Raw genomic sequence first — 23,886 nt, 5'->3', positions numbered from 1 at the left:
TGTTTCCCGGCTAACCGAGAACAGATATGAGGCCGTCAACTTATATCCATTATTTTTTCTTGTCTTGCTCTCCGCTTAGTACTTTTTTCGCCGCAGCCTGAGCAGGTGCAATGACTTGTGCAATACCTGTGGAAGGTGTAATTTCACCTTTCACAAATTTCTCGGTTACGCTGTCCAATTGCTCTTTGATACCCAGACCGCCGAAGCGTCCGCCAAATAAACGTTGTACCTTGCCATCATCATTCATCGCATTCGCGATTGAAGTTTCATCCGGTAAAATATTTTCAAGAGACAGTCTGCGGTTATCCTGCCAGTTATCAAAGTCTTGCAGATCTTCCCAGATCTTCACGATCACATCTGCATCCTTAACACCTTTCGGAATAACATAAGCTGCCGTCTGACCGAATGGTTCATAGTAAGAGTTCGCTTTAGGGCCCTTAGGCATATAAACATATCCCCACTCATCCTTCAGCTTATCTACAATCCGGCCTTCAACCTCCCAGAGTCCACCAGGATACATTGCAATCGTGCCTTCTCCGAAATATTTGGCTGGATCTTCCCAGTCGTTGCCTCCGTTGGCTTTGATCACTTTATGCTCGGTGTACAAGCTATGCAGGAAGTTGAGCGCTTCCATCGCTTCGGGAGAATTAAACGTCACTTTGCCTGTCTGCTCATCGTACAGTTTGCCGCCGTTGCTGGCGATCAGCATTTCCGAAAGCACGTAATGTGCTCCAGCCAGACCGTATTGATCCATTTTACCGTCACCATTGCGGTCAACGGTTAGCTTTTTGGCTGCATCCAGCATCGTATTCCAGTTCCAATTATCCTCATCCATTAACTGCTGTGGGTCTTTTAAACCCGCTTCCTTGAAAATCCGCTTGTTATAGAACAAGCCGCTTTCGTTCGGTGTATACCAGCTTTCGAGACCATACACCTTGTCACCGCCAAAGCGCATCGAGTCCACAACATCCTTCTCGACCCGAGTGTCTTTGAGATAATCATCCAGCGTGGTCAGGAATCCACCATGCATAAGTCCCCAGATGAAACCATCAGGAATGCGGACAATTTCCGCAAAAGGCTCGTTCGCAAGCACGGAGGAAGACAGTTTTTCAGATGTAGACCAGTATTCGGTGTTCAGATACTTGATTTTCACGTTATATTTTTCTTCCACCATTTTGATTCGCTCACGCGCCAGTTCATCTGACTCTGAATCTCCTTTGGGAGTGGCATCCCACCAGTGAGATATGCGAATGACCCGTCCGTTCAAATCAGGAGCTGGCACAGCCTCTTCCTTCTCTTCTTCCTTGGCAGGTGTGGTGTTAGTCTCCGTCTCAGCTGGTTTAGTCGCAACAGGCTCGGCTGGTTTATCATTAGAACCACTACATGCAGACAAAAGCATAATCAAAGCGGCAAACAAAACGATGAACATGATTTGGTTAGAAATCAATTTTTTCAACATGGGTTGCCTCCCTTAAGTAAATGATTTTACTTTACTTGCTTTTTTCGCCCTTCAGTACTTTCTGAATTCCTGCCTGTGCAGGTCCGATGACCTGAGCAACACCTGTAGATGGAGTCACTTCACCTTTCACGAACTTTTCGGTTACACTGCCGAGAGCTTCCTTAACACCTAATCCTCCAGCACGAGCACCGTATACACGTTCAACCTGTCCGTTGTCATTCATGGCATTAGCGATCGAAGCTTCGTCAGGCAAAATGTTTTCTAACCACAGACGGTGATTATCCTGCCAGTTGTCAAAGTCCTGAAGCTCTTCCCAAATTTTCACGATGATATCGGCATCCTTAACGCCCTTAGGAATAACAAAACTTTCTGTACTGTTGACTGTATCCAGATACGTTTTTGCTTTTGGACCTTTAGGCATGTAAACATAACCCCAGTCGTCCTTTAACTTATCCAGAATACGGCCTTCGACTTCCCATAATCCGCCAGGGTACATCGCAATGTTGCCTTCTGAGAAAAATTTGGATGGGTCTTCCCAATCATTACCGGCATTGGCCTTCACAACTTTGTGGTCGTTGTACAGACTATACAAAAAGTTAAGCGCTTCCAAGGATTCAGGTGAATCAAACGCTGCCTTTTGCGTTGCCTCGTCATACATCTTGCCGCCGTTGCTTCCAATCAGCATTTCGTGAAGTACATAGTACGCACCCGACAGACCATACTGATCCATCTTGCCGTCACCGTTTTTATCTACGGTTAGCTTCTTGGCAGCATCCAGCATCGTATCCCAGTTCCAGTTATCCTCTTCCATCAATTGCTGCGGATCTTTCAAACCAGCTTCCTTGAATATTCGTTTATTGTAAAACATTCCGCTGTCATTCGGGGTATACCAACCCGTCAGTCCATATACTTTATCACTGCCAAATCGCATCGAATCGATGACATCCAGCTTGATCTGCGTATCCTTCAGATATTCGTCCAGTGGTGTAAGGAATCCGCCCTGCATAAGACCCCAAATATTACCGTCAGGCACACGCACAATCTCTGCAAATGGTTCATTCGCCATCACGGATGAAGAAATTTTCTCGGATGTTGCTCCGTAATCTGTATTCAAGTAAGAAATTTTAACGTTGTATTTCTCTTCTACATTTTTGATTCGTTCACGAGCGCGCTCATCTGCCTCCGAATCTCCTTTGGGAGATGCATCCCACCAGTTCGATATGCGAACAGCTCTGCCGTTCAAATCCACCTTAGGCTCCTGTTTTTCCTGTACAGGTTCGACTGCCGCTTCTTTGTTTTTATCCGCCGGTGGCTGGGTCGCTGTATCAGATGGTGTACTTCCACCACTGCAACCAGCAATAATGGTTACCAGTAAGGTGAAAATCACCAACAGGCTGAACCTCTTCTTTCTCACAAACTTCATCTTTCACACGCTCCCCCTCAAAGTTAGATAAAGATGAATCAAGCTTGCATCATACTTGGATGACTTCCTCGAGTGACTTAATTCATCACAAGGCTGTCACGGATGGGAACTTGAAAACCTGCCAACCCCCTTCAACAGAAAGCGCTTACGAAATTGTTAGGAGTTAATGAAACGGATTTCATGAAACCCATTTCATTATAGTATCATGAAAAGCCTTGGGTCAATACATATTCTGTTATTATTTAGAATATTTTGATCCCTTCTAATTCATTCCGCACAATTTAAGGAAAACATAACACTTAAAGGGGATAAATCTTCAAAACCCTCTAACATCAGACTAAATGACATCGTAGAGGGCTTCATATAATCTGGTTTAGCAGAATGCAAATTTTTCAGAGTTGCTGCTAGTTTGAATCACTTATAAAAGCATCGTGGGGCAAAAAGGCATGCACGCCTTTCACACCATTCACAATTTGCGTGATACGCAGATCAATCACTGCGCTTCCCAGCGCAATCGCTTCTACCCGCTCCAGGCCATATAACTCGCCCATCAGGCCTAACATGCCATCCAACGCTTGAACCGTTGCTTCATTCAAGTCCTCATCAAAACCAAAGGTAATCCATCCAGAAGGCGTATGCGCACGTGGATTGGTCAGCTTTATATCATCTATGACATTCACTGTAATATCTACAAGCTCCATGGCACATTCAATCGCCTGACAGCTGACTTCCCCATCGCCTTGCCGTGCATGACCATCACCAATCGCCAGATAACCCCCATCTACAGGAACAGGCAGATATAACTTACTTCCCTGTACTAGTTCCTTGCAGTCGATGTTCCCTCCACAATATCGCGGCGGCCATGTCGTATGAATCCCTCCTGATTCTGGCGGCATGCCTACGACACCCATGAATGGATTTAAGGATACGCTGTATGACTTGCCCCGTACCTCACAAGAGCCACTCATCGCTTGTCGATCAAGTGTCCAATTTAGAGACAGTTCTTCGACCTCTGTTAGATGCAATTTCTGATTCTGCCAGTTGGGATATCCACCCGCGGAAGTAAACCCGTAACTGCCTGGTATAATCTCATTGAAAATGATCTCGAGTGTCTTTCCCTGCTTCGCCTCTTCAATATAGAGTGGGCCGATTAAGGCGTGCCCTCCATCTTTTTCACCTTGTCGTGAAAAAGGTTTGATTCGTTTCGCATAACTTACTCCCGTGCCCCAACCTGCGTCCAGCGTCTGAAAACGTATGGAATCACCTGACTTGATCTTTAGAATCGGCGTTACCTCATCCGTAAATGAACCAATCAGATTTTCCTGAGCCAATGTAATCGTATGAATACTCACAATAATCCCTCCCCGGCCAGATATTGTTTTAACGGCTCCATATGATGCTGGTCATGCCATATAAAATCTTTAAGGTATTGGGGAATGTAAAATACATTATCTTTGTTCTCTGGATCCACATATCGTTGATAAAGCTGTTCCTCCGATAACCCTCGAATATCATTCATAATTTTGTGACGGTACGTGATCGCCTTGTCGACAATTTCGGACGGCTCTGTGCGGTTCCCGTACTCCACAGCTTTGCGATTAAACTCATCAAAATCCAGATGCTTCAACGTAATCTGCTGATTCAGGGCAATTTTCTCAATCGCTTCCTTGTAAAAATATCGATCCCATAACATCATATGGCTTACGATGGATTTGATCGTCCACTTTCCTTTTTCTAGACTGGAGTTCCAGGTCTTTTCTTCGAGACGAATCAACATTTTGACAAATAGCGTCCATTCTTCAAAAGCTAAAAGCAGTTGTTCCGTTTCTTTGTTCACACCAAACTTCCCCCTTCTCTTTGTAGAAGATGAATCATCACGATTCGCCCTTTCTAGTAAGCAACTGTTCAAGCGATTCTCTCGTCTTTGGATGCAAAATAATATCTTCCGAGTTCATTATGCGTTCTGCCAGATTGGAATCTTTGACTCTACGACCCCATTTTCTCGTAAAAGATCTCCAGTCACATACCATCTCTATAATATATTTTTGCGGCATAGGCAGAGCTTCTTTTGTATTTCTGTTCACGATCCAATACTCCCAATGATGTTTATTATGATTCTGATGATGAAGCCATGCCTTCTTCCACCTTAGTTCTGTGACTTCATCTTTACGGTCCGAATAGAATTTAATTGCATAAGGGAAAAATTCGTGAGGACAAAATTTCGTTAAATCATGAAATATCCCTTGTAAATATAACCCTTCATGCCAGCACTCAATGAAAACGTTCAACTTATGTTCAGTTACATATAAGAAATACCTCCAATAGGCAGAAAGCATGGTCATCCCCCCAGCTGGCTATTCCCCGCCCTCTACAATGGTTTAGCATGATTGAAACGATGTATTCCGAATTGTTGGAAGTCTGACTGTAACACAGCATCTCTCAGAGGATATAGATTTGTCGTGAATCGCAACTCAACCCCTCTGGCCAAAAGCCTATCTACCAGATGATCGATTTTCTCTATGTAACTTGGTGTAACCACCTGATCAGAAATATAGTACCCTGCGATTTCATCAAAAAGTTTAAACGACGCTGCATCCAGATGATACCGATACAACGTTTGTTGCATGATCCTGGAGTACCACTCGTTCTCAACCGTTACAATGAGGTCTGCATTTGAGTGTTTAAAAAACAACTCATGATGCTCATCACTAATGTCGTTCGTTCTTCGAATAACAATGCGAGGACAATCTCTCGGAAAGTAATAACTGAATTCATGTTGCTCATCAATCGCCCAGACAACCGCCGGAAACTCAGGCCGATTCTGCTTCGCTCTTGGTATAAAGATATGAATATCAGATTCTTCACTGAAATGATATAGCATTTGATACACCTCTGTTCGTGAAGTTAAGTCTCAAGCAGTGTGTTCAATCCTTTTCTAATCCCATACGTTAAAATGTCGTTCGCTAATAAGCTCTTAATCAGATCCTGATTCACATACTCATTGCTTGTTTGCAAATAATCTAAAATCAAATCCGCTTTCTCATGTCTACCCATCATCTGATAAGCAACGTACCACACTTCAGGACTTGAAACATGCATTCCGTGCCATTTTACATTTCGAATAGGCGATATAGGTAACTCCAGTCGTCTTCCATCTACATCAAAAGCAAATCCGCCAATGACGTCCACGTTTAACGACTCAACCTCCATTCTATATTCACTTGCAAAAGGTTTGTCGCCGCTCTCCTTCTCGATCCACTCATATCCAGCAATCGCTTCTATAAATTTGAACTTTGAGCAATCGACCATCAGATCCCAATCGTTCACGGAATCAACCAAGCCAAGAAAACACAACATCGCACTTCCACCCAGTGAATATGCAATATGATTCGCTTCTAAACGTTTGACTAACGGTAAAATCTCTTGAGGATTCATCATCATGTGTCCCACTCCTAACGCTCATTTTATATCAATCATTCGTATCTAAATTACATTAATATAAAATCTCAATCTGGTTGTATACGTTCAGCGGCTCCTGATCAATCAACACATTCGGGTCTTTCTGCTCGGTAAGTAACATATTCAATATATTTAACTCGTAGTACCATTCTCCGGTATCCTGATAGATATGCCTTCCGTTGTACACCACTCTTCCATATTCGTTTGAAGTCAATCCAAATGCCCGCTCTGTCAAAGGCTGATATCGCTTGTCATATCGGATTGGTTTCCCACACTCTGGAAAGTAGGTGAAGGTTACATCATATTCGGAAGTTTCAGATTCGGGCTCCTTACTATCAATCAAAACACAACCCAATTTGAAATTCTTTGCAGTAGGTTTCAGAATGACACTTTTATCTTGAATCTTCTCAAAACCGTTCTTGTTCTGCAAAATGAGCATTCGGTGGTAAGGCAGACCATAGGACGTGTCGTAACTGAACAGCATATCCGGTAAACGGAAGGCTTTCTCCATATCATTTCGGGCAGTGGAAAAAGGGGCCCCTCTTACATCCTTCTCCCAGCGCAAGGTTATGAATTGAAGAAGTATTCTTTCTCGATTCGAGCGCTCTTTATGTTTCCCAAACTGCATATCTGTTTGCTCCTTCTTCCTGCTATTGTGCTGAAATAGTCAAGAAGCTGGTCCATCTTGCTTTAGACGTCCCAGCTTCATTTTTATTCTCCTCGTTTCATGCCACAGAAGAAACCTTATTCACTTTTGAATAACGTGTTGATAATCATCTCGGCGCATTCTTCAGGTGTATGCTGACTCGTATCAACCGAGTACGTATACTGAATGTCGGACGCCATCATACGATGTTGCTCTTCAGACTGGTCTTCTCTGCGGTCTCCCCGTTCAAGGTTACGCTGACGACAGATATCGAGAGGGCAATGTAGCTCCACAATCTCTAGCGGATATCCTTCAAATATCTTTTTCACTTGTTCATAATGCGGTGCAAGCTCCGGTCTCTCCACCAAAATCCCATCGATCAGCACATGCTTGCCATGGTCTGAGAATACCTTTGCTGTGTGATACATCATGATGATGGCTTCGCTTAGGTACTTCCAGTAATCAGTCTGTAGATGTTTATCCCCGATTGTATTCTCAAATAAATCATTCGCCACGACATAGAAAAACGGATCATCATATGACTGCATCGCCTCGACTATAGACGTTTTCCCCGAACTCGTTACACCATTCAAAAAAATAATTTTGCCTTTATTCATTATGATATCTCCCTTTGCTAAAATAAGAATTTATAAATATTTTACAGCATGAACTAATACGCATTCCAAAGGGCATCCATTATCCATGCCTAACATCATGAGAGTTCGATTCATAAAACCCCCGTCTTTTTGATCTTCATGCAATAAAAACTGACATTTGAAAATCGATTATATTCTTCGATATGTATTAGCTCAAACTTCAATTCATTTAAGAGTTCGAATAGATTTTCTTTTTTGTGGTATCTATCAAAATCCATATACATGAATTGAGCATCCGGTTTTAACACCTCTGATATTTTCTGCAAACCTTTCCGGTATGCGTCTGTCTCTTGAAGAGCAGAACCAATCATGGTGACCAGATCATAATGATCCTGAGGCAATTCAGATGTTAAAAAGTCTTCACATATGACAGCAGAGGCATTGGGATGGCCCTCCTTTTGTTGTCGGTATTTGAATATTGTAAATAAAAATTCAAGAGATTTTGATCATCCATACCGATCACCCACCTGAAAATTAATATAATTAACTTCAGCGTACAAGTACCCGATATTATTTATATTTATCCTCAAATTCTTTGTTTCTCTTTTTCATTTCGGTGATCGAATGTTGAAAGAAAGCGATGTGACGAATGAAGTACATTGCTCCCACCAAGATGCAGATGCCTCCCACCAAGTAGTTCAAGTCCAAATTCATCTCATAGTTAATCGGGCTGTAACTTCCTGCTCCTGCGGACTGAAACGCGGCATATCCCAATTTTGGTATGACCTGTTCAATCGTTTTGGTAAGTGTCACTATACTGATTCCAACAATAATGAGAATGAACGAAAAAATTTTGGGTAGTGCCTTCAACTCGGGTGACCTCCCTTCCAGATAAACCTCAGATTGTTTCGTAACTCCTCAACAATTTCAGATACTTGTTCTCGCCTGTACTGCTGCGTATAGAGTTTATATTGTTCTTTTAATTCTGAGCATGTTTCAAATTCCTCTAGTAAATCCAAACTGCGCTCACCCATCTGTGCTTCTGAGGGTCTCAATTGATCCCTGGCGATCAAGGTACTTCGATCTACCAACAAGACAACATAGACGATCCTGAATTGAAAATTCGTTAACTGCTGTACAAGCCATTCTATTTCTGAAGGGAAAGTAACGTAGTCAATGACAATATCATAATTCTGTTCTAACAGATTCCGGGTTAAGCTCAATATATTTTTCCATGTCAGATCAAACGTGTCTTTGCATAACCATGGTTTACCTCGTCCATTCACTGGAATATGACTGATAGCGTCTCCCGAAATATACGCACTTTTGCTCAATGTCTTAACAAGCTGTTGCGATGTTGTCGATTTTCCTACCCCAGCGGGTCCTGAAATTACGTAAATTGTTGGGATCATGTTGTCCTCACCTACTTATACATTTGGATATACCACATATGGAAGCCCAATTCTTCATAAAATGACGCCGTATCTTTCCATTTTCGATTGGACGATCCAACCAGAGTCCTCTCAATCTGGTGCTCACTTGCCTTCTCGATTAAACACCTAACAAGTTCTTTGCCGACCCCTTTACTCCTATGTTCAGGATGGATATACACTTCATGAATTTCCAAATAACCATCAGCTTGAGGAATGACCGGCTCTGCGTTTCCACACCTAATCTCTCCGAAGGCATAACCGATAACCACACCCTGTAACTCCACAATATAAAAGTAATCATTCAGCTTCTTTTCTAATTTTTCTGGGGTCCAGGCCACATTCTCATAGCCTACTGTAATGTCTTCTTTCTGCCAAAGTATAGAGAGTTCAATAATGTGTGTAAGATCTTTCTTTTGCCCCTTTCGGTAATGGTACATATGCAAGTCTCCTATCGAACACAGTCAAGTTCTGCAAAAGATAAAACGGTCATGAGGATTCCACACATGCAGATCATCCGCAATGTAACCTCTTAACCACAACTCTTCTTCTATATTTCTGAGATAAAAGCCTTTTGGAAAATAATCATCCTCAGTAAGAGGTTTAGAGGCTATTGTAAGAGAACCTGATGGTGCTTGGTTTCTTTCATCCAGGCTTAATTTACATATCTCAGGTTGATCCGAATACTGAATTCGAAGAAAGGGACCCAAATCCATTGGACATAACTGCAAACCAAGAGTACCCGCCATTTGAAAGAGTTGTAAGGTCGTAGCTCCATCCAAAAACCCTAGATTTCTAACTGATAACTCGACCGTCTCTAGCCGCCTCTTGGTGGGAGAAATGACAAATTTCTCATCATCAAACAGTTTATTTCCGTATTCATTCATTCGAATTGAACACTGCTGTAATTTATCTTTAAGCTGCGGTTTGCTTACTCCCCCAACTTCAATGACTCTTATTTTCATGGGACAATGAGGGTAAATTTCTTCTTGGTTAAGCACTCCTATTTTTGTGACACTTTTTAAAGATTTAATCTGAGCAATATGATGCTGTCCATGCCAGACCAATCGTTGAATAGCGATATCCAAAGAAATGGTACCTAGTAGTTCTGTTCGCAGCTTCCGCTTGAATTGCTCAGGTTGTAAACCACGTAGCAGTGTGAGAAATCGTTTGTGCAGTATTTCAAGCAGCATGATTGAATCTTCCATTGGCAAATCTTTATACTCCTGTAACGCTGCCCACAAATCCTCGCGATACGAGCTTGCGAGTGGTTCCTCTTCAGTTAATGCTCTTTTGAATCTTATGTATGCATTCATATCATTGTCTGCAAGATGGTGTACAATCTGGATGATCGTCCAGCCGCCTGTACGATAAGGAGTACGAAGTTGCTCAACATTAAGATCTTGTGTGATCTCCCTCAAGGTCTTTGCAATCTCGGGAATTTGATCCAATATGTGTTTTCGATTCTCATCAGTAAATTCAAATCGGGGCTCAAAGTGTCCAATCGGAAAACGTATCTTTTCATCTAAGTCCATATTTAACACCGCTCCAATCGTTTACTACAGGATCAAATCATATCCAATATAACCCACAATGTTCCATTTGCGAAGTGGAAAAATAAAAAAAAGCAGCCATGATCCTGACGGCTAGCTCCAATGACTCCATCTTATATAGTAAAATCTGGAATAGTACCCTCCTTCTTTAGATACGAAGCCGTTATTTTATAATGTCCGCCATCCATGTATCCTCTCCGATTGTTAATCATCTTCAAGATGATCAATCCGATCCTTGATTCGTTCTTCAGAAAAACCAAACCAAGTCATTTCAACCAAACAAAGTGCGACGATTTGTTCATTTGAGAATTGCTCAAGTACCTGTTGATCTACATAAAAATCTAACCATTCTCCCCACTTACTTGCAGAAAGATCCCAATATCCTTCCCACTCAGGTGAATTATTCTTTCCGTGTACTCTATATTCGATGTCTTTTTTATCCTTATCATCATCAGAATCAATCGAGTCTATATGAACAATCATTTCGACTACATTAGTTGCAGGGTTTTGTAAAAGAATGGATTCATATACTGTTACATATTTTTCTTTTATTTGAGCCATATCAGGATAGTATTTAATCAAGTTATCCCAAACGGCATCGAAAGTAACACGCTCTAAAATCTCCTTAAAAGTAATCAACTCATTTTACTCCTATTCTTTATAAGACTCTCAATGGTTAGGGTAGCGTTTAATTGCTATTCTGAGAATTTAATAGGTACAGTCGCCACTATTTCTCATTTATTTCATACCAAATTCTATAGCCCTCAATGTTTGTTTCAGAATAGTCGCTAGCGTTAAATGTTTTGAAATATCTCGCATAATAAGCATGTTCAATGGTTTTCGTATCCTCATCTGTATTCATATCAAGATAAATTTTGGATATTTCCAGTCCCCATTTAACGCTACGAGCAATCTCATTCATGTTATCCAACGTTGTAAATCTCTTGATTACTGTAAGAATTGATTCCAGTTCTTCTTTACTCGGTTCTTTGCTCATGTCTATTCTGCAAGAGAGATTTGGACGGGTAAACGTAAAATGGACTTTTTCAATCGACGGAAAAAGTTCCTTCAGCTCTTTTGTTAATTCTTTGGTTGAATCGGTATGGATCTTATATGTAGTACTGCAACCTGTTATAAGTAGAAGGACACCTATCAATATAAGAATTAATTTACTCATCCTGGACTCCAATCATTGAGTATTTGTACAGATTACTCTGAGCAGCCCAGCTTCCATGATCTAGATGTCCTGCTCATGTCTCATGGCTGCATCAAAAAGTGATCTATCCAATGCTTTTGAAATCTTTCCAAATGATTGTGAATTGATCCCTTCAATCAAAGGGGAATAGAATACGATCACATTAATCTCTTCATTAGCCACATTTAATCCCTTCGCTTTGAAAAACCTTGCTGAATATTTATTTTCAAATCGATCTGTAGAGCAAATTTCTTCTCCCGTAACCTCACTCACCTCAATGGATACCGTGAAATATTCCTCAAATTCAATTCGATCCTTAATTAACGTCCATCGGAATAAGGTAATCTCTTGACCATCAGGTCTTAAATAGGCATGACATCCCGTGCCATCCGCATGAAATTCTAACTGTGTATCTTCAAATGCATCATAGAAAAACGCTTCAGATGACCACACTCCTATAAGATCATCATTATAAAAAAACTGCACTGGTTCACTCATATAAAATACCTCATTTAATTATTTCGCTTCATATTACGTATAATCAGTTCTATAGATTTCTTGGTTGAATACTGATCAAAATGTGAATGCCCTGAATACGAGCTTGCTAAGTATGCACATTGATGAATCAATAGTTCGTATCCCAGCTGAGATGCATTAATGATGGCTAAATCTTTGTTCGCCATAACTCTCAATTGTTCATCGTATTTCCAATGTTGCCAAGTCTTCCACATGGATTCATCGTGAGAATCTATCAACGGAATTGTATAAGTTCCTGGCTGTGTATGCTTTATCACTGTTTTTAGATTTTTTAAATCTCTTTGATTTATTGGAGTTATCGCACCGTTAAATACCAAGAGATCACAACTTAAATCATCTTCTCTCGCAAAATAGATAATGTCGTGAGTATACATGGCGTGCTGAAATAAACTGGCTAACAAAAACATTTCAGGACAGTCCCTAGCATCTACTAACAGTAGATGACCCAGCTCTTCTCTTACTTTGATATTTATATCCTTCTGTCTTAAGACTACTGCTGTCCACTCAGCACTTTGGAATTTTATCTGTATTCTAGGAATTGTCATCGTCTGAGACATAACGTACCTCTTTTTAGTTTCTTTCACATGTTATTCATGCTCTAATCTTTCCAACGCCTTTCTATATTTCTCAAGTCGATTATAGTCTTCCTCCGTCGGATTCATTATTCTTGATATGTTCATATTCTCTTTAATATCAGCGATCTTTACATTTCTTGCAGTTCGATTCGTTGTTGTCTTCTCAATAAATTCTTCGTAACTATCCTCTGTAGATCTCGTCAACAACTGAATGGCTGTTAAAATTTCTTCCGAAAATCCCAAACCTCTTAACTCTTCAAGTGTAACTTCTGAATCTTCAATGACATCATGGAGAACAGCCACGATCTTCTCTTCCATGCTTTCCACTCTGTTCATAACAGCTAACGGATGTAAAATATAAGGTTGCCCACCTTTATCAAGCTGCCCTTTATGAGCTTGTAACGCGAGAGATATAGCTGATTCGATGTCCAAAATAATCAACTCCTTATTTAGATGGGCACTTCAATATATTCGGACACTCTTGCTTTCAAAATTTCTATTAATTCTTCATCCATGAATTGATAATCATCTGGAATATCCAGACAGATTAAACGTTTATCTTTTAGACTTGTTGGAAATTTTTCCTTCAATCTTCTCACATGTTTTTTCTCCATAACAAAAATTAATTCTGACCATCCAATGTGCCCTCCCGTAACCTTGATTCTTGCTCCAGTTTCGGTTCCAGCCGACCTTACTTCATATCCGTTGTACCCTTCAAAAATTTTCTCAGCAGTTAAGCTACGCCATTTATTCCGGCTGCAAATAAACAGTAATTTTATGTCATCTCACCTATCCTTTTTAATTATTCATTTGTTTGACTTATTATTTTAGGACAAATATTTTCGATATAGTCATTTTCAATGGCCTCTTCTATCCAAAGCACCCTAGTTTCTTCTTCATTGTAGATAGCATGCTCATATGTAAAAAGTTTGAATCTACAGTCATTCAGCCCCCCATTCTTTGGTACTACTATGCTTCGATAAGTAATCCTGTCCCTATTAATAATATGTATTAAATCGTCTCGATCATGAGGCTTATACCAATAAACTAATTCATTCTCGATAAATGAATAATTCATTTCAAAAACTTTCTCTTTGCTCCTTATTATTGTTCGCTCTTCAATATATGCCCGATCCTCAGGAAATGCCCGAAAATTACATTCAAAATAAGGAAATAACAAGTCATGGTCTGCATCTATAAACTGACTTAAAATTGTTGCTTCTTCTTCAGTTGTTAAGTTGAAATTGTAAATAGCCAGATTCTCAAAAAACAACATTGTATTCACTCCCATGAATGGATAGTAGTCTAATCTGATATTATCTACCTCGAATTTGTTTTTTTAATAACATAATTTGTCCAATATGATATGCACTATGAATACTTAGATTAGAAACAACTCCCCACCAAGGAGCATTAAAATATTCTGGAAGTTGCTTTGTTAGTTTAGATTCATCTGTTTCTTCTAAAACTACTCTCCAACTGATAAAAACATGCTCAAGTCTATTTAATGTTTCCTTCCAGCCAGCATCATTCAAATGATCTTCATTCAAAACAAAAGTTTCATCATTGTTGATTCCATGATTTAATACAAATTCTCCAGCCTTATAACGCTCAAGCCATTTTTCATTCCAATAAATAAGGTGATTCACGATGGACCAAATGGTTTGTTTATTATCATCCTCAGTCAATGCTTCTTCCATTGTGACATCTTTCAGTATGTCCTCCAGCGGAATAAACCAGCTTTTATCGTTATAACATGCCGATATTTGATCTGTTAAAACGGATTTATAGCTCATCATTTGATCCTCTTCTCTTCATTCATCCTAAGTGTTGATTTCTTCAGTAAACGTCATGCATTTATAATATAAGCTTAGTCCATGCCACATTAAACTACCTGCTAAAATCCATATCAATATAAGGAATATCATGCTCGATATTATTCAGATAGAATTTCAACGCTTCCTTGTCCCAATCACTCCAGTTGTTATAGTTATCAAAATTATAACTTCTATAAATCGCGGAAACTACACCAAACTGTCTAAGATTAATAAAATCAGGGATTAATTCTAACCATGTACGATCTATTGTATTTTCTTTAACATAACCATCCATGAAATTATAATAATACCTCTTGGTTATCTCTAACCTTTGCTTTCCATCGACTACCCAAGGGATTGGAATTTCATAGAATAACGGGATAGCAATATCACTCACAAACCAACTGTATTCGGCTTCATCAAAATCAATAAATACAACATCGTCTTCTACATTTAAGTAATTCCCATGATTTAAATCCCCATGAATCATTCCATATGAATCCGTATTCTTTGGAAGCTGACTAAGCTTTCTCTTCAGAATTTCGTATTGATCCATTACATAAGAAAGTTCCGCAGGTAAATACTCTTTCATATGGATCAAAAACTCTTTTTCATGCCATTGTCTCCTGTTTAATTTATGTATTAGATTTGACGTCTTTGAAATATTATGCATTTTCCCTGTATAACCACCGATTCTTTGATAGAACAGATCGCTCTCTTCAGCGATTTTAGCCTTTCTTCCACTAGAAAATTCAAAAGATGTTGCATAAAATCCCCCATCACTGATTTCCTCTACAAACTTCCCATGAATAGATGTTATAGCTTTGGAAACAGATACATGATGAGAAGACAAGTGATTTATAAAATCTATTTCAGATAAAATCTCCTTTTCGGTTCGATGGGATTTATGTGTTATCCGGAGAACAACATTTGTACCATTGGACTCCCCAAAATAAACAAAGTTCTGAAAACCTTCCAAATCTTGAAGACTGGATTGAATAATATTAAACTTTTGCGCTGCTTCATGAAGCACTTCCTCAGTAAAAAGTTCTTTAACATGCTTTTCCATCAAATCTCTTCCTTTCTATATCACGATCTCGCCTAACATCTCGTATTTACTTAGCCTTCTATGGCTTAAGAGCTTCAGCATTTACGACTTTTACTGTGTTTGATTCGTTAAAATCGAAATATATTCATCATCTCTAAGCCTTGTCACTTTACAATTCTCATTAGATTCAAATTCAACGATTCTCTCTTCAATCGTTCTATTCGTACTATCTCTAAATATGTCCTCTCGATCATAGTGAGGAAAGATAAACTTGTCGGTTACACCTAATGCCCTAAAATCCGTTACATCCATCGTATTCATCTCTGGAGTAAAGTAACCGACAATGTTAATATTCGGCCCCAGTATTAACGCGCCAGCACTTACTCCAATTATAATTACATTCTGCGAAGCCAATGTTTTAATAATTTCATCAGCACCACTTTTTTTAGCGTAATACAATAAAGTAAAGGGATTCCCCCCATTAATATATATAACATCTCTATGTAAAAGGATTTGCGGGTCATCAAATTCGATATCTACAAACTCAATATTCTGAAACCCCATGTCTTTGAAATCTTGCATTGCCCTTTGTGCATATCTATTATTTTCTTTCATAGGGGATCCTGTTGTAATAATAGCGACCTTTAATTGAGAAATATCTCTATCAATAAAATCCAGAAATTGATTTTTAATATCTTCCGTATTAAACCCACAAGAGGTCAGTAACACGCTACTCATTCAAATCCCGTCCTTAATAAGAATTTATCTGATCTTATAACCTGAAATATGCTACAAAACATCTTTGTACTCTTTCATTATCCTCGTAACAAATTCTGTTTTCCCTTCAGTATAGGCTTTGCGATTGTTTCTGAATTCAGATGACAGTTGGATCTTCAAATTTGAGTACTCAGATACCAATAGGGGATGCTTCCTTAATATGTCCCGGAACATGATATGTCTTTGTAGTTCGTCACTTTCTCTATTACATACGTACAGATGATGTTCGTACTTGATATCGCTTTCAGCACTGGTAAGGTACCTAGTCATCTTTCTTTCAAATGCCTCTCTATTTTTTATTTCTAAATCACCTTCGTGTACATACCAGACCAAGGGCGAATGTGCGTAACATAAATATTACGTATATTCCATCACTAAAGTAGTTTCAATCTTATTTAGGATATAGTCATATTTATATACTTGTTTAATTCGTCCAGCCATCGCTTATCATCTTTCCACGTGGATAAAAACCATGACATATATCGTAATCCCAAGTATCTGGACGTAATTGTATAATTCAGTTTAAATTTACCCTCCGATAGATTTAATCCTCTCGAATTCATCAACATTCTATAGTTCTCGGCTTGAGAAAACTCTCTATACCTAAGCGCTACATCAATGTATAAGGAACCATAATGTGCTTCTTCCCAATCAATGAAATATACCTTTCGGTTTTTGTGAACTAATGTATTGCCGGGGTGTAGATCGTTATGTACAAGGGTATGGGAGCTTTCATCACTGAGAACTTTATCCATGTCCTTAACTATATGCTCTGCAACCTTATCAATCTCTGGAATAAGATCACCAAAATGACTTATAAAATCCGGATCTGATTTTGCATTATTCCAAGTCGGTCCCCATTTCTCGTTCAGTATTGATTTAATATATCTTGAATCAAGCAATGGAAGCCATGCCAATTTATAATATTTTTCAAAGTTGAACGCATGTATATCTGCCAGAGCAGCTTGTTCATTTTTTTGAAGCAGTTCGATATCTAAATTATTGTAATCCGTTTCATAATCTACATCCTGCATGCAAAGATATTCTCGGCTGTTACTTGTCATATTTAATGTAAAACTAAATGGAACATTTGCTGATTGATCATTTAGATAATTTAATGTACGCCTTTCAATGAGTGACGCTCTCTTTGAAATAAGATTAATACTCCAATCACGAGTATCATTTCTAAGTAATATTTCATGTCTTTTAAGTTCTACAGCTGAGGTGCCGTAAGCAAGATCCTGATCTTTAATACTCAATATTTCTGCATTACGCGATACGAAACGGTCAATTGTACTCTGCATTGTATTTCTAAGTTCTAACTTCATTGATCCTCCTTTATAAAAATTACAAATACCTTTGAACTTTTACATTACATTCTGTCGTGGTCGGAGTAATATACTCAATATAATTCACCGAGCCACTAAAATTTAAATAAGCTTCGTAACGAGTTCGAATGGCTGGGAAAGTAATAAAATCCAGAACCTTGTCCTTTGCAACCCAGCGGCAATCACTTGTTTCTTCAGAAATACTTAACTCTCCTCCCTCAGCTTTACATACAAAATCAAACATAACCTTCGTTGGAACATCAGTTACTCCGTCATACCACTTATGTATTCCCGTGCTTGATACAATGTTAACTAAATGGCTTACTGTAACATCAATTCCACTTTCCTCCTTGATTTCACGGATCACACCATCAATTAGATTTTCTCCAACTTCAGTAATCCCACCAGGATATACCCATCCATCATCATGAGCTTTTACCAAAAGTATATTTCCGTTTCCATCCTCTACAATTCCACCCGCTGATACGATATGTGTTGGAAATCCCATTTTATTACCTCCTATTCACCAGTTATATTTCTTTATTTTGTTCCTGTATTCACAAATTTTCACTGCCTTAAGTGAATAGAGAGATCGGTTGTGACCGATTAAACAGTGCAAGGTTGTCCGACCGAATATGCCTCCCTGCTACTGAATCAGCTTCTTTGAAACCTCATCTATGCTTCAACTCGGACCAAAGATAGACAAGGACTCAACTTGAATATATGCAACTCTCACTTAACGATGATCGAAATATCAGCTATTATGCCAATAAAACGTATAATGTGAATGCTGTTGAAATCCTAATGACTTATAAAAATGACTATCAGAAATAACATATGCTTTTTTAGCACCTAAGGAACGGCCTTTTTTTAAAGCTTCCATAACCACCGCTTGGCCTAGACCCTTATGACGATACTCAGGAACCGTACATACAGGTTCAACATAAACATAATCTGTTTTCGGACTATACCATAAGCCACAGTATGCAACATATTCCCCATCTTTATTTTCAGCCATAACATGTAGAAAAGGGTTCAAATGGGTTGCGGATAACATTTCTTTTTGCTTATTCATCGTAACTTCATCAACGGGTACAGGCCCTTCGTTATCAAATGCTTGCCATAACATATGATGAAGTTTATATAAGTCATTCTTTATATCAATGTTTTTTAGGGTTATGCCTTCAGAAATTGTACCTTCAAGGCTAACATTCTCTAGTGCAAGCTCAAGTATGTTTTCCGTCTGATCATGCGTAACAAAATGATAACTACGCAGTAAATCTACAGTATGGATATCTTTATCATTCACCGCAATCCCAAGGCCACCTTCATTACTGAAAGTAGCAATAGCATATTCTAATATATCTTTTTCTAACTCTTCAAATCCCTGTTTAGTAGCAAAAAAAGCTTCACCGAAATAATGGTCATACGTTGCTATAGCTACTAACTCATCAGAATGATACCATAAACCAATTTTATTTTTTAAGTCACGATTAAATTCAGGATGAAAAAACATCCATTCCCACCTTGCCCAATTCCAATTGATATGTTTACGATCGTTTTTTGATAGTTCAATCAAAAAATCACAAACTTGTTCATAATACGAATCGTCAAAATTTCTAAAAACAATTTTCATGACAATCCCCCATATCATATAAATTCTGAGTCTATTTCTGATAACGTTCCCGTATTCACGACCCGACTAGGTCCTTATGATCTTTATATATGTCTTTTCGACAATAGGAAAAACATCTTCAGACTGTACTTCTACATGGTCTTCGCTTGTTTCATTCTCTATGATTTTCAAGCCATCAAAACAAGCATTTTCTTTATACCAATCAATTAATTCAGGCAGGGAGCAACTTCCCTTCAAGCCCTCGTCTTCATAATAAGAAAGCAATGTCACTGTAAATGCAGGTACTAAGGAATCCGCTTTCAAATACAAAATAAAGTTTTTACTCTTATAATACGTTTTAAGATAGTGCTCCATCTCTTCCTCTAGATAAGAAAAGGTTTCGATTAATTTCTCTGATGATATTCGATTATACTTAATCAATCGGTTGAATCCATGGATGTAGAAGTAGTTATGATAAAATTCCTTCTCTCTTAATTTGGGATCATTAGCAAATAAAAAACCGGGGGAACTCGTTATCGAATGAACTTCTCCATATGCTTTTTTAGCATACTTTTTTAAGTACTCCAGAATCAAAAGCTCACTCCTTTTTGGTGATTTCACTTAACGTTCCTGTACTCACGGCCTCAGCGTATGCCCAAAGCTTGAATAGAATGTTAATTGATCTCGACACTTCTTTGAATTACATTCACAGCTCATTATCCAATGGTTTAATTAGATATATCAGTAAGTCGTCGTCTACCATCACTTTCTCTCCGGGTTTTGCTTCAATATTGTTATAGACGATTCCTTGACCATCCATGTAATACCCGCGTTTGTTGTACATCATTTGAGCATTACCGTAATCTTTATAGAGCCCTACTCCTAAGCCAATGAATCTGGATCTCTTGGATGCTATTCTTTCGAGTTCATCGAACATTGTACTTGCGATCCCCTTCCTCCTGAACTCTGGAAAAACATTCAAGTCATTTATTTCTGGGATATTACCTGTTTTAAAATACGGATAATCCGAAGTAAACATTAAGTGGCAACACCCGGCCAATGTATCTCCATAATAGGCCATTAAAGTCACTCTCTTGCCTTCTATATTTTCTTCCAAGCACTTATCAAAATAGTCATTCGAGGTGTACCATGGATATCTTTTTGAAAATTCAAAAACTAATAAAGATACTTCTTCATGATTTGAAAGCTGCCTTATTCTTATTTGGGTTTCCATTTTCATTCCTCTTTCTATCAATTTTAGTTAACGTTCCTGTATTCATGTACCCCGGGATTGCCTGCTTAAATTATCGGATGTCAGTGTCTTCTTCACATTTCTCCAAAAAATGATCCACTTTATTCTCATAGTCTTCCCAATTGTACTTTTCGTTTTTTATGATCAATTTTGGTATCTCCCAGTCCTGAACGATATTGAAAATGAAATCTTGGTTTTTCGTCCAAAAATGGCCTGCTTCAATAAAATCATTATCCGTGTAAAGTCCACAACGATCCTGTGTGAACTCAGGTCCACGAACACTACATATCCATTTCCAATGTTGCTCTACATGAGTTTGATAAAAATAAATGAGGATCGGGTCGAGACGACTTAAAATAAGTTGTACTTTCTTGGTCAAATCTAATATTCTTTGTTTGTCCATTTGCATATTAAAGGCAAAGCCAAGTGTATTCTGAAAGACGTAACTTTCCATAATTGTAACTTCGTCTCGCCCTACTCTTTCATTGACAAAATCAGTGAATAGCTGTTCAACTTTTGTAGTAAACCACTCCGCTACATGGGGTTCGTTATTGTTTATTCGCCTTCCTATTACTTTCAGTTGATTTAGAAACTCATTTTTCTAAATCAATAGATGATTCCGTGTCAACTCTATATCTCCAATTCTCAAAATCTTCTGCTATTTTTAAAGACAATTTTTGAATATGTTCTTTAGTGATATAGGCACCTTCATATCTTTCAAAAACTTCACTCATTGCTTGGCATATAATTCTATCTTGTTCTTCCTTGCTTGCTCTTTCTGTATAAATCTTCAGAATTTTATTCAGGCTATTTCTCACTCCCTCAATATTCACCTCTAAGTAAAGTTCTTTATCTCAAATCACCTCTGGATTAAATTTTTGATTTTTGAGTTCGAGAAATATCTGTACCTGTTTATTATCGACAGGCTGCCTAACTCCGTAACTAAAATCAGCTCCTCCATATTCGCTGCCTTCCAAAACTAAAATCATTAAATATTCATTCCTTTACAATCTCTCCTCACCATTTTTGTACTCATATAACTTTAAATACTCAAAATTCGATGAGGCTAAAATATCATGGAGATACCTTTCTTGCTCTTCGATTGTTACATGGTAAGGTGGTGTTTGATCTATAATATTAGCAAAGAGTATCCAGCCAACGTCCTCGTTCGAAAACTTATATTTCCCTTCTAAATCTTTGTTGGGATAAACTTCTATGTATACTTGTTTTTCTTTGTTCAAATTCCAATAATAATATTTATAAACATATGGAAGCCTCGAATCTAACAAGCTTTTGTTCCTTGTTTTTGAGAAAGTTCTATTTAATGGTTCTAAAAAACTGTAAAGAGCACTCATAAGCACCTTTTCATCCTTAATGCCACATAAAAAACCATACTCAACCATTTTATTCATTTCTAATCCCCCACTAGCCAAAATTTCTTGTATCTTAAGGTTTTGTTTATATATTATCACTTGCACAGGTTTTGTATAACGTTGTTGCATTCCTGAAGTTTGATTCCTTTAGATAGCTCTTATCTTAGGGAAATCAATGTGTCACCTGAACCTCTTCCTCGAAATGCTTCTGGTGACCAAGGGGCGAATGCCCCGCAGTAGGAATGTGATGTTAGGTGATTTTATCAGACAGCATTGAATTAGCTCTCAAAAATTCTTTAGTTCTTTCATTATATTCCTCCCATAAATAATCTTTGTTTTCAATAATTAATTTTGGTATCTTCCATTCTTCAATCAATGACTTAATAAATTCTTGATTCGGTTTCCAATCTCTTTCAGCTTCATCTAATCCTTCTTGAGTATGTAAAGAAGCTATCCATTCTACACCTCTTACCTTACCAATTATTTCCCAATTTCTTCTAACATTTAATTGATAGATATAAACGAGAATAGGATTCATGTTTCTTAATATATCTACTAATTTACTAAATAGTTCTTCAATCTTTAGCCGGTCCATTCCCCTGTTATATGCAAAACTTAATGTATCTTGAAATAATACACTTTCGATTATAATAACTTCCGATTTATTTTTATGGGATTCTACAAAACTATTAAACAGTTCAACTACTCGATTAAAATAATACTCTGCCTCCTCTTTATCTTTTAAGGTCGTAAATTTACGCTCCCATATAAATAGTGGGTGATTTTCAGTTAATTCATGATAAAATATATTGTTTATTTCTTGCTTATCCAACTCTTTAGATATCATTTCCGAAAGCGTTGACTTCCCAGATCCCGGTATTCCATCTACTATGATTAGTTTATGAGTCATTATATATTTTTCCTTCTTTCTGATAATTTCACCTAACGTTCCTGTATCCACGACGTCCCACCTACTTAAGCGACCAACGGAAGCGGCCGCGATGCGGTTAGTCGGTGCGGATGTGTCCGCTGATTCTGCTTCCCTGCCGATCGCTTCAAGCGGACCGAGGGCCGTCAGGCCCGAAGCGTGGATATGATGTTAGCAGATGTTAATGTCATCTTAGAATTGCTTCAAAAGTTCTTCTCTTGCTTTGATTAACCACGGATGGACTAATTTCAATTTGTCTCTTTGTTCCCATATGTTATTTAAATAGATTAGTATTCCTTCTGTTATTTTGTGTTCATCCACTTTTGTTCGTATGTCCTTCAAATATTGATGGTCTCCTGGAAGTTCCCATGAGATCTTATCAGAAATAAATAAGACTTTATCCAATAAAGAGGAATGTGGCTTCATAGTTGTATGACACTCTATTGCACTTAACATTTCTTGATCATCAATTTTAAATATTTCAAAAGCCATTGCTTTTGATAGCTTTTGATGTACGATTCGGGCATAAGTTCTCTCTTCCGGCAAGATTTCTATTGAAAGCACTTCTGCAACATGTAACATTTCTTTCACTGGAATGACATTACTTATATCATGAAGAAGCCCTACTTGCTCCGCTTTCAATGGATCTGCATTATATAATTGAGCAACTCGTCTTGCTTCAGCTGCGACTTTCAATGTATGTTCCAATGTTTCTTTGTCATTATGTATTGTGAAAAACTTCTGGATATCATACTTTAGGTCATTCGTTAATTTAAAGTTTGGCACAAACTGTTCAAGTATGGTGTTCATGTTTTTGGGTTCCCCTTTGCATTAATTTCTGCTAACATTGTATCTACGAACTCCGTATATACCTC

At 38.2% G+C, this 23,886-nt stretch carries 34 protein-coding genes and 1 pseudogene; all 35 read right to left on the bottom strand.

Going from position 1 to position 23,886, the window contains the following annotated elements:
• Window positions 1–49: 49 nt before the first annotated feature.
• Complete coding sequence (locus tag ACT89M_RS12035) at window positions 50–1,459, bottom strand: ABC transporter substrate-binding protein (RefSeq protein ID WP_308721950.1); 1,410 nt, start codon at window positions 1,457–1,459, stop codon at window positions 50–52.
• Window positions 1,460–1,490: 31 nt separating this feature from the next.
• Complete coding sequence (locus tag ACT89M_RS12030; RefSeq protein WP_308721951.1) at window positions 1,491–2,882, bottom strand: extracellular solute-binding protein; 1,392 nt, start codon at window positions 2,880–2,882, stop codon at window positions 1,491–1,493.
• A gap of 404 nt (window positions 2,883–3,286) precedes the next feature.
• Window positions 3,287–4,234 (bottom strand): acetamidase/formamidase family protein, encoded by a 948-nt coding sequence (locus tag ACT89M_RS12025; RefSeq protein WP_308721952.1) that lies wholly within the window; start codon window positions 4,232–4,234, stop codon window positions 3,287–3,289.
• Window positions 4,231–4,719, bottom strand: a complete 489-nt coding sequence (locus tag ACT89M_RS12020; RefSeq protein ID WP_308721953.1) for a DinB family protein — start codon at window positions 4,717–4,719, stop codon at window positions 4,231–4,233. Before ACT89M_RS12020 ends, ACT89M_RS12025 begins: the two co-directional genes overlap by 4 nt.
• Before the next feature lie 37 nt (window positions 4,720–4,756).
• Window positions 4,757–5,218: a DUF5662 family protein gene (locus ACT89M_RS12015; protein ID WP_487345237.1), complete on the bottom strand. Its 462-nt coding sequence runs from the start codon at window positions 5,216–5,218 to the stop codon at window positions 4,757–4,759.
• A 32-nt stretch (window positions 5,219–5,250) separates the two neighbouring features.
• Window positions 5,251–5,763, bottom strand: a complete 513-nt coding sequence (locus tag ACT89M_RS12010) for a DUF6886 family protein (protein ID WP_308722026.1) — start codon at window positions 5,761–5,763, stop codon at window positions 5,251–5,253.
• 23 nt (window positions 5,764–5,786) lie between these two features.
• Window positions 5,787–6,323: a hypothetical protein gene (locus ACT89M_RS12005; RefSeq protein WP_308721955.1), complete on the bottom strand. Its 537-nt coding sequence runs from the start codon at window positions 6,321–6,323 to the stop codon at window positions 5,787–5,789.
• Window positions 6,324–6,375: 52 nt separating this feature from the next.
• Entirely contained in the window at window positions 6,376–6,852 is a 477-nt protein-coding gene (locus tag ACT89M_RS12000) for a hypothetical protein (RefSeq protein WP_308721956.1), read from the bottom strand.
• A gap of 233 nt (window positions 6,853–7,085) precedes the next feature.
• Window positions 7,086–7,604 (bottom strand): phosphotransferase-like protein, encoded by a 519-nt coding sequence (locus tag ACT89M_RS11995; RefSeq protein ID WP_090920952.1) that lies wholly within the window; start codon window positions 7,602–7,604, stop codon window positions 7,086–7,088.
• A gap of 549 nt (window positions 7,605–8,153) precedes the next feature.
• The gene (locus ACT89M_RS11990; RefSeq protein WP_154886289.1) at window positions 8,154–8,453 is read right to left on the bottom strand and encodes a hypothetical protein; all 300 of its coding nucleotides are present in this window, start codon (window positions 8,451–8,453) and stop codon (window positions 8,154–8,156) included.
• Window positions 8,450–8,995, bottom strand: coding sequence for a P-loop nucleotide/nucleoside kinase family protein (locus tag ACT89M_RS11985; protein ID WP_308721957.1), 546 nt, complete (start codon window positions 8,993–8,995; stop codon window positions 8,450–8,452). The genes ACT89M_RS11990 and ACT89M_RS11985 overlap by 4 nt, the downstream gene beginning before the upstream one ends.
• An 11-nt stretch (window positions 8,996–9,006) precedes the next feature.
• Window positions 9,007–9,453 carry a GNAT family N-acetyltransferase gene (locus ACT89M_RS11980; protein ID WP_154958881.1) on the bottom strand — a complete coding sequence of 149 codons (447 nt, stop codon included), beginning with the start codon at window positions 9,451–9,453 and terminating at the stop codon, window positions 9,007–9,009.
• 24 nt (window positions 9,454–9,477) lie between these two features.
• Window positions 9,478–9,978, bottom strand: a complete 501-nt coding sequence (locus tag ACT89M_RS11975; protein WP_308722027.1) for a helicase — start codon at window positions 9,976–9,978, stop codon at window positions 9,478–9,480.
• Window positions 9,979–10,041: 63 nt separating this feature from the next.
• Window positions 10,042–10,548 (bottom strand): annotated as a pseudogene (locus ACT89M_RS11970) (YfiT family bacillithiol transferase); the annotation flags it as partial.
• A gap of 222 nt (window positions 10,549–10,770) precedes the next feature.
• The gene (locus ACT89M_RS11965; protein WP_308721958.1) at window positions 10,771–11,205 is read right to left on the bottom strand and encodes a DUF6557 family protein; all 435 of its coding nucleotides are present in this window, start codon (window positions 11,203–11,205) and stop codon (window positions 10,771–10,773) included.
• Window positions 11,206–11,293: 88 nt separating this feature from the next.
• Entirely contained in the window at window positions 11,294–11,743 is a 450-nt protein-coding gene (locus ACT89M_RS11960; protein ID WP_308721959.1) for a hypothetical protein, read from the bottom strand.
• 60 nt (window positions 11,744–11,803) lie between these two features.
• On the bottom strand, window positions 11,804–12,259 hold the full coding sequence (locus ACT89M_RS11955; protein WP_308721960.1) for a hypothetical protein: 456 nt from the start codon (window positions 12,257–12,259) through the stop codon (window positions 11,804–11,806).
• A gap of 14 nt (window positions 12,260–12,273) precedes the next feature.
• Window positions 12,274–12,855 (bottom strand): hypothetical protein, encoded by a 582-nt coding sequence (locus ACT89M_RS11950; RefSeq protein ID WP_308721961.1) that lies wholly within the window; start codon window positions 12,853–12,855, stop codon window positions 12,274–12,276.
• A gap of 30 nt (window positions 12,856–12,885) precedes the next feature.
• Window positions 12,886–13,305 carry an HD domain-containing protein gene (locus tag ACT89M_RS11945; protein WP_308721962.1) on the bottom strand — a complete coding sequence of 140 codons (420 nt, stop codon included), beginning with the start codon at window positions 13,303–13,305 and terminating at the stop codon, window positions 12,886–12,888.
• A gap of 17 nt (window positions 13,306–13,322) precedes the next feature.
• The gene (locus ACT89M_RS11940) at window positions 13,323–13,652 is read right to left on the bottom strand and encodes a low molecular weight protein tyrosine phosphatase family protein (RefSeq protein WP_090920973.1); all 330 of its coding nucleotides are present in this window, start codon (window positions 13,650–13,652) and stop codon (window positions 13,323–13,325) included.
• A 23-nt stretch (window positions 13,653–13,675) separates the two neighbouring features.
• Window positions 13,676–14,149, bottom strand: a complete 474-nt coding sequence (locus tag ACT89M_RS11935; protein WP_221791065.1) for a hypothetical protein — start codon at window positions 14,147–14,149, stop codon at window positions 13,676–13,678.
• A 40-nt stretch (window positions 14,150–14,189) separates the two neighbouring features.
• On the bottom strand, window positions 14,190–14,672 hold the full coding sequence (locus tag ACT89M_RS11930) for a DinB family protein (protein WP_308721963.1): 483 nt from the start codon (window positions 14,670–14,672) through the stop codon (window positions 14,190–14,192).
• Window positions 14,673–14,763: 91 nt separating this feature from the next.
• On the bottom strand, window positions 14,764–15,759 hold the full coding sequence (locus ACT89M_RS11925) for a phosphotransferase enzyme family protein (RefSeq protein ID WP_308721964.1): 996 nt from the start codon (window positions 15,757–15,759) through the stop codon (window positions 14,764–14,766).
• Window positions 15,760–15,849: 90 nt separating this feature from the next.
• Window positions 15,850–16,476, bottom strand: coding sequence for a Type 1 glutamine amidotransferase-like domain-containing protein (locus ACT89M_RS11920; protein ID WP_308721965.1), 627 nt, complete (start codon window positions 16,474–16,476; stop codon window positions 15,850–15,852).
• A gap of 51 nt (window positions 16,477–16,527) precedes the next feature.
• Window positions 16,528–16,848, bottom strand: coding sequence for a GrpB family protein (locus ACT89M_RS11915; RefSeq protein ID WP_373323167.1), 321 nt, complete (start codon window positions 16,846–16,848; stop codon window positions 16,528–16,530).
• Window positions 16,849–16,910: 62 nt separating this feature from the next.
• On the bottom strand, window positions 16,911–17,843 hold the full coding sequence (locus ACT89M_RS11910) for an aminoglycoside phosphotransferase family protein (protein WP_308721966.1): 933 nt from the start codon (window positions 17,841–17,843) through the stop codon (window positions 16,911–16,913).
• A gap of 19 nt (window positions 17,844–17,862) precedes the next feature.
• Window positions 17,863–18,351: an NUDIX hydrolase gene (locus tag ACT89M_RS11905; RefSeq protein ID WP_308721967.1), complete on the bottom strand. Its 489-nt coding sequence runs from the start codon at window positions 18,349–18,351 to the stop codon at window positions 17,863–17,865.
• Window positions 18,352–18,597: 246 nt separating this feature from the next.
• Entirely contained in the window at window positions 18,598–19,479 is an 882-nt protein-coding gene (locus ACT89M_RS11900) for a GNAT family N-acetyltransferase (protein ID WP_308721968.1), read from the bottom strand.
• Between the two features lie 66 nt (window positions 19,480–19,545).
• Window positions 19,546–20,052: a hypothetical protein gene (locus ACT89M_RS11895; protein WP_308721969.1), complete on the bottom strand. Its 507-nt coding sequence runs from the start codon at window positions 20,050–20,052 to the stop codon at window positions 19,546–19,548.
• 112 nt (window positions 20,053–20,164) lie between these two features.
• Window positions 20,165–20,692, bottom strand: a complete 528-nt coding sequence (locus ACT89M_RS11890; RefSeq protein ID WP_308721970.1) for a GNAT family N-acetyltransferase — start codon at window positions 20,690–20,692, stop codon at window positions 20,165–20,167.
• A 70-nt stretch (window positions 20,693–20,762) separates the two neighbouring features.
• Window positions 20,763–21,164: a hypothetical protein gene (locus ACT89M_RS11885; RefSeq protein WP_487345236.1), complete on the bottom strand. Its 402-nt coding sequence runs from the start codon at window positions 21,162–21,164 to the stop codon at window positions 20,763–20,765.
• A gap of 139 nt (window positions 21,165–21,303) precedes the next feature.
• On the bottom strand, window positions 21,304–21,543 hold the full coding sequence (locus tag ACT89M_RS11880) for a hypothetical protein (RefSeq protein ID WP_308721972.1): 240 nt from the start codon (window positions 21,541–21,543) through the stop codon (window positions 21,304–21,306).
• A 171-nt stretch (window positions 21,544–21,714) separates the two neighbouring features.
• Window positions 21,715–22,212: a hypothetical protein gene (locus ACT89M_RS11875; protein WP_308721973.1), complete on the bottom strand. Its 498-nt coding sequence runs from the start codon at window positions 22,210–22,212 to the stop codon at window positions 21,715–21,717.
• Window positions 22,213–22,333: 121 nt separating this feature from the next.
• Entirely contained in the window at window positions 22,334–23,044 is a 711-nt protein-coding gene (locus ACT89M_RS11870; protein WP_308721974.1) for a P-loop NTPase fold protein, read from the bottom strand.
• A gap of 159 nt (window positions 23,045–23,203) precedes the next feature.
• Entirely contained in the window at window positions 23,204–23,821 is a 618-nt protein-coding gene (yqeK, locus tag ACT89M_RS11865) for a bis(5'-nucleosyl)-tetraphosphatase (symmetrical) YqeK (RefSeq protein ID WP_308721975.1), read from the bottom strand.
• Between the last annotated feature and the right edge of the window lie 65 nt (window positions 23,822–23,886).

The organism is Paenibacillus sp. NN59, assembly GCF_057597225.1.
The sequence above is the reverse complement of the archived record's forward strand: the minus strand, read 5'-3'. Positions and strand labels throughout refer to the sequence as shown.

Excerpts from the sequence above, each read along its gene's own strand:
- ACT89M_RS11890 (WP_308721970.1), bottom strand. The coding sequence starts at position 20,692 with ATGGAAACCCAAATAAGAATAAGGCAGCTTTCAAATCATGAAGAAGTA.
- ACT89M_RS12015 (WP_487345237.1), bottom strand. The coding sequence starts at position 5,218 with ATGCTTTCTGCCTATTGGAGGTATTTCTTATATGTAACTGAACATAAG.
- ACT89M_RS12010 (WP_308722026.1), bottom strand. The coding sequence starts at position 5,763 with ATGCTATATCATTTCAGTGAAGAATCTGATATTCATATCTTTATACCA.
- yqeK (WP_308721975.1), bottom strand. The coding sequence starts at position 23,821 with ATGAACACCATACTTGAACAGTTTGTGCCAAACTTTAAATTAACGAAT.
- ACT89M_RS11980 (WP_154958881.1), bottom strand. The coding sequence starts at position 9,453 with ATGTACCATTACCGAAAGGGGCAAAAGAAAGATCTTACACACATTATT.
- ACT89M_RS11975 (WP_308722027.1), bottom strand. The coding sequence starts at position 9,978 with ATGAAAATAAGAGTCATTGAAGTTGGGGGAGTAAGCAAACCGCAGCTT.
- ACT89M_RS11930 (WP_308721963.1), bottom strand. The coding sequence starts at position 14,672 with ATGATGAGCTATAAATCCGTTTTAACAGATCAAATATCGGCATGTTAT.
- ACT89M_RS11885 (WP_487345236.1), bottom strand. The coding sequence starts at position 21,164 with ATGGAAAGTTACGTCTTTCAGAATACACTTGGCTTTGCCTTTAATATG.
- ACT89M_RS12000 (WP_308721956.1), bottom strand. The coding sequence starts at position 6,852 with ATGGAGAAAGCCTTCCGTTTACCGGATATGCTGTTCAGTTACGACACG.
- ACT89M_RS11985 (WP_308721957.1), bottom strand. The coding sequence starts at position 8,995 with ATGATCCCAACAATTTACGTAATTTCAGGACCCGCTGGGGTAGGAAAA.
- ACT89M_RS11955 (WP_308721960.1), bottom strand. The coding sequence starts at position 12,259 with ATGAGTGAACCAGTGCAGTTTTTTTATAATGATGATCTTATAGGAGTG.
- ACT89M_RS11905 (WP_308721967.1), bottom strand. The coding sequence starts at position 18,351 with ATGGGATTTCCAACACATATCGTATCAGCGGGTGGAATTGTAGAGGAT.
- ACT89M_RS12005 (WP_308721955.1), bottom strand. The coding sequence starts at position 6,323 with ATGATGATGAATCCTCAAGAGATTTTACCGTTAGTCAAACGTTTAGAA.
- ACT89M_RS11875 (WP_308721973.1), bottom strand. The coding sequence starts at position 22,212 with ATGCAACAACGTTATACAAAACCTGTGCAAGTGATAATATATAAACAA.
- ACT89M_RS12035 (WP_308721950.1), bottom strand. The coding sequence starts at position 1,459 with ATGTTGAAAAAATTGATTTCTAACCAAATCATGTTCATCGTTTTGTTT.
- ACT89M_RS11995 (WP_090920952.1), bottom strand. The coding sequence starts at position 7,604 with ATGAATAAAGGCAAAATTATTTTTTTGAATGGTGTAACGAGTTCGGGG.
- ACT89M_RS11960 (WP_308721959.1), bottom strand. The coding sequence starts at position 11,743 with ATGAGTAAATTAATTCTTATATTGATAGGTGTCCTTCTACTTATAACA.
- ACT89M_RS11935 (WP_221791065.1), bottom strand. The coding sequence starts at position 14,149 with ATGTTGTTTTTTGAGAATCTGGCTATTTACAATTTCAACTTAACAACT.
- ACT89M_RS11950 (WP_308721961.1), bottom strand. The coding sequence starts at position 12,855 with ATGTCTCAGACGATGACAATTCCTAGAATACAGATAAAATTCCAAAGT.
- ACT89M_RS11920 (WP_308721965.1), bottom strand. The coding sequence starts at position 16,476 with ATGAGTAGCGTGTTACTGACCTCTTGTGGGTTTAATACGGAAGATATT.
- ACT89M_RS12030 (WP_308721951.1), bottom strand. The coding sequence starts at position 2,882 with ATGAAGTTTGTGAGAAAGAAGAGGTTCAGCCTGTTGGTGATTTTCACC.
- ACT89M_RS11900 (WP_308721968.1), bottom strand. The coding sequence starts at position 19,479 with ATGAAAATTGTTTTTAGAAATTTTGACGATTCGTATTATGAACAAGTT.
- ACT89M_RS11925 (WP_308721964.1), bottom strand. The coding sequence starts at position 15,759 with ATGGAAAAGCATGTTAAAGAACTTTTTACTGAGGAAGTGCTTCATGAA.
- ACT89M_RS11910 (WP_308721966.1), bottom strand. The coding sequence starts at position 17,843 with ATGAAGTTAGAACTTAGAAATACAATGCAGAGTACAATTGACCGTTTC.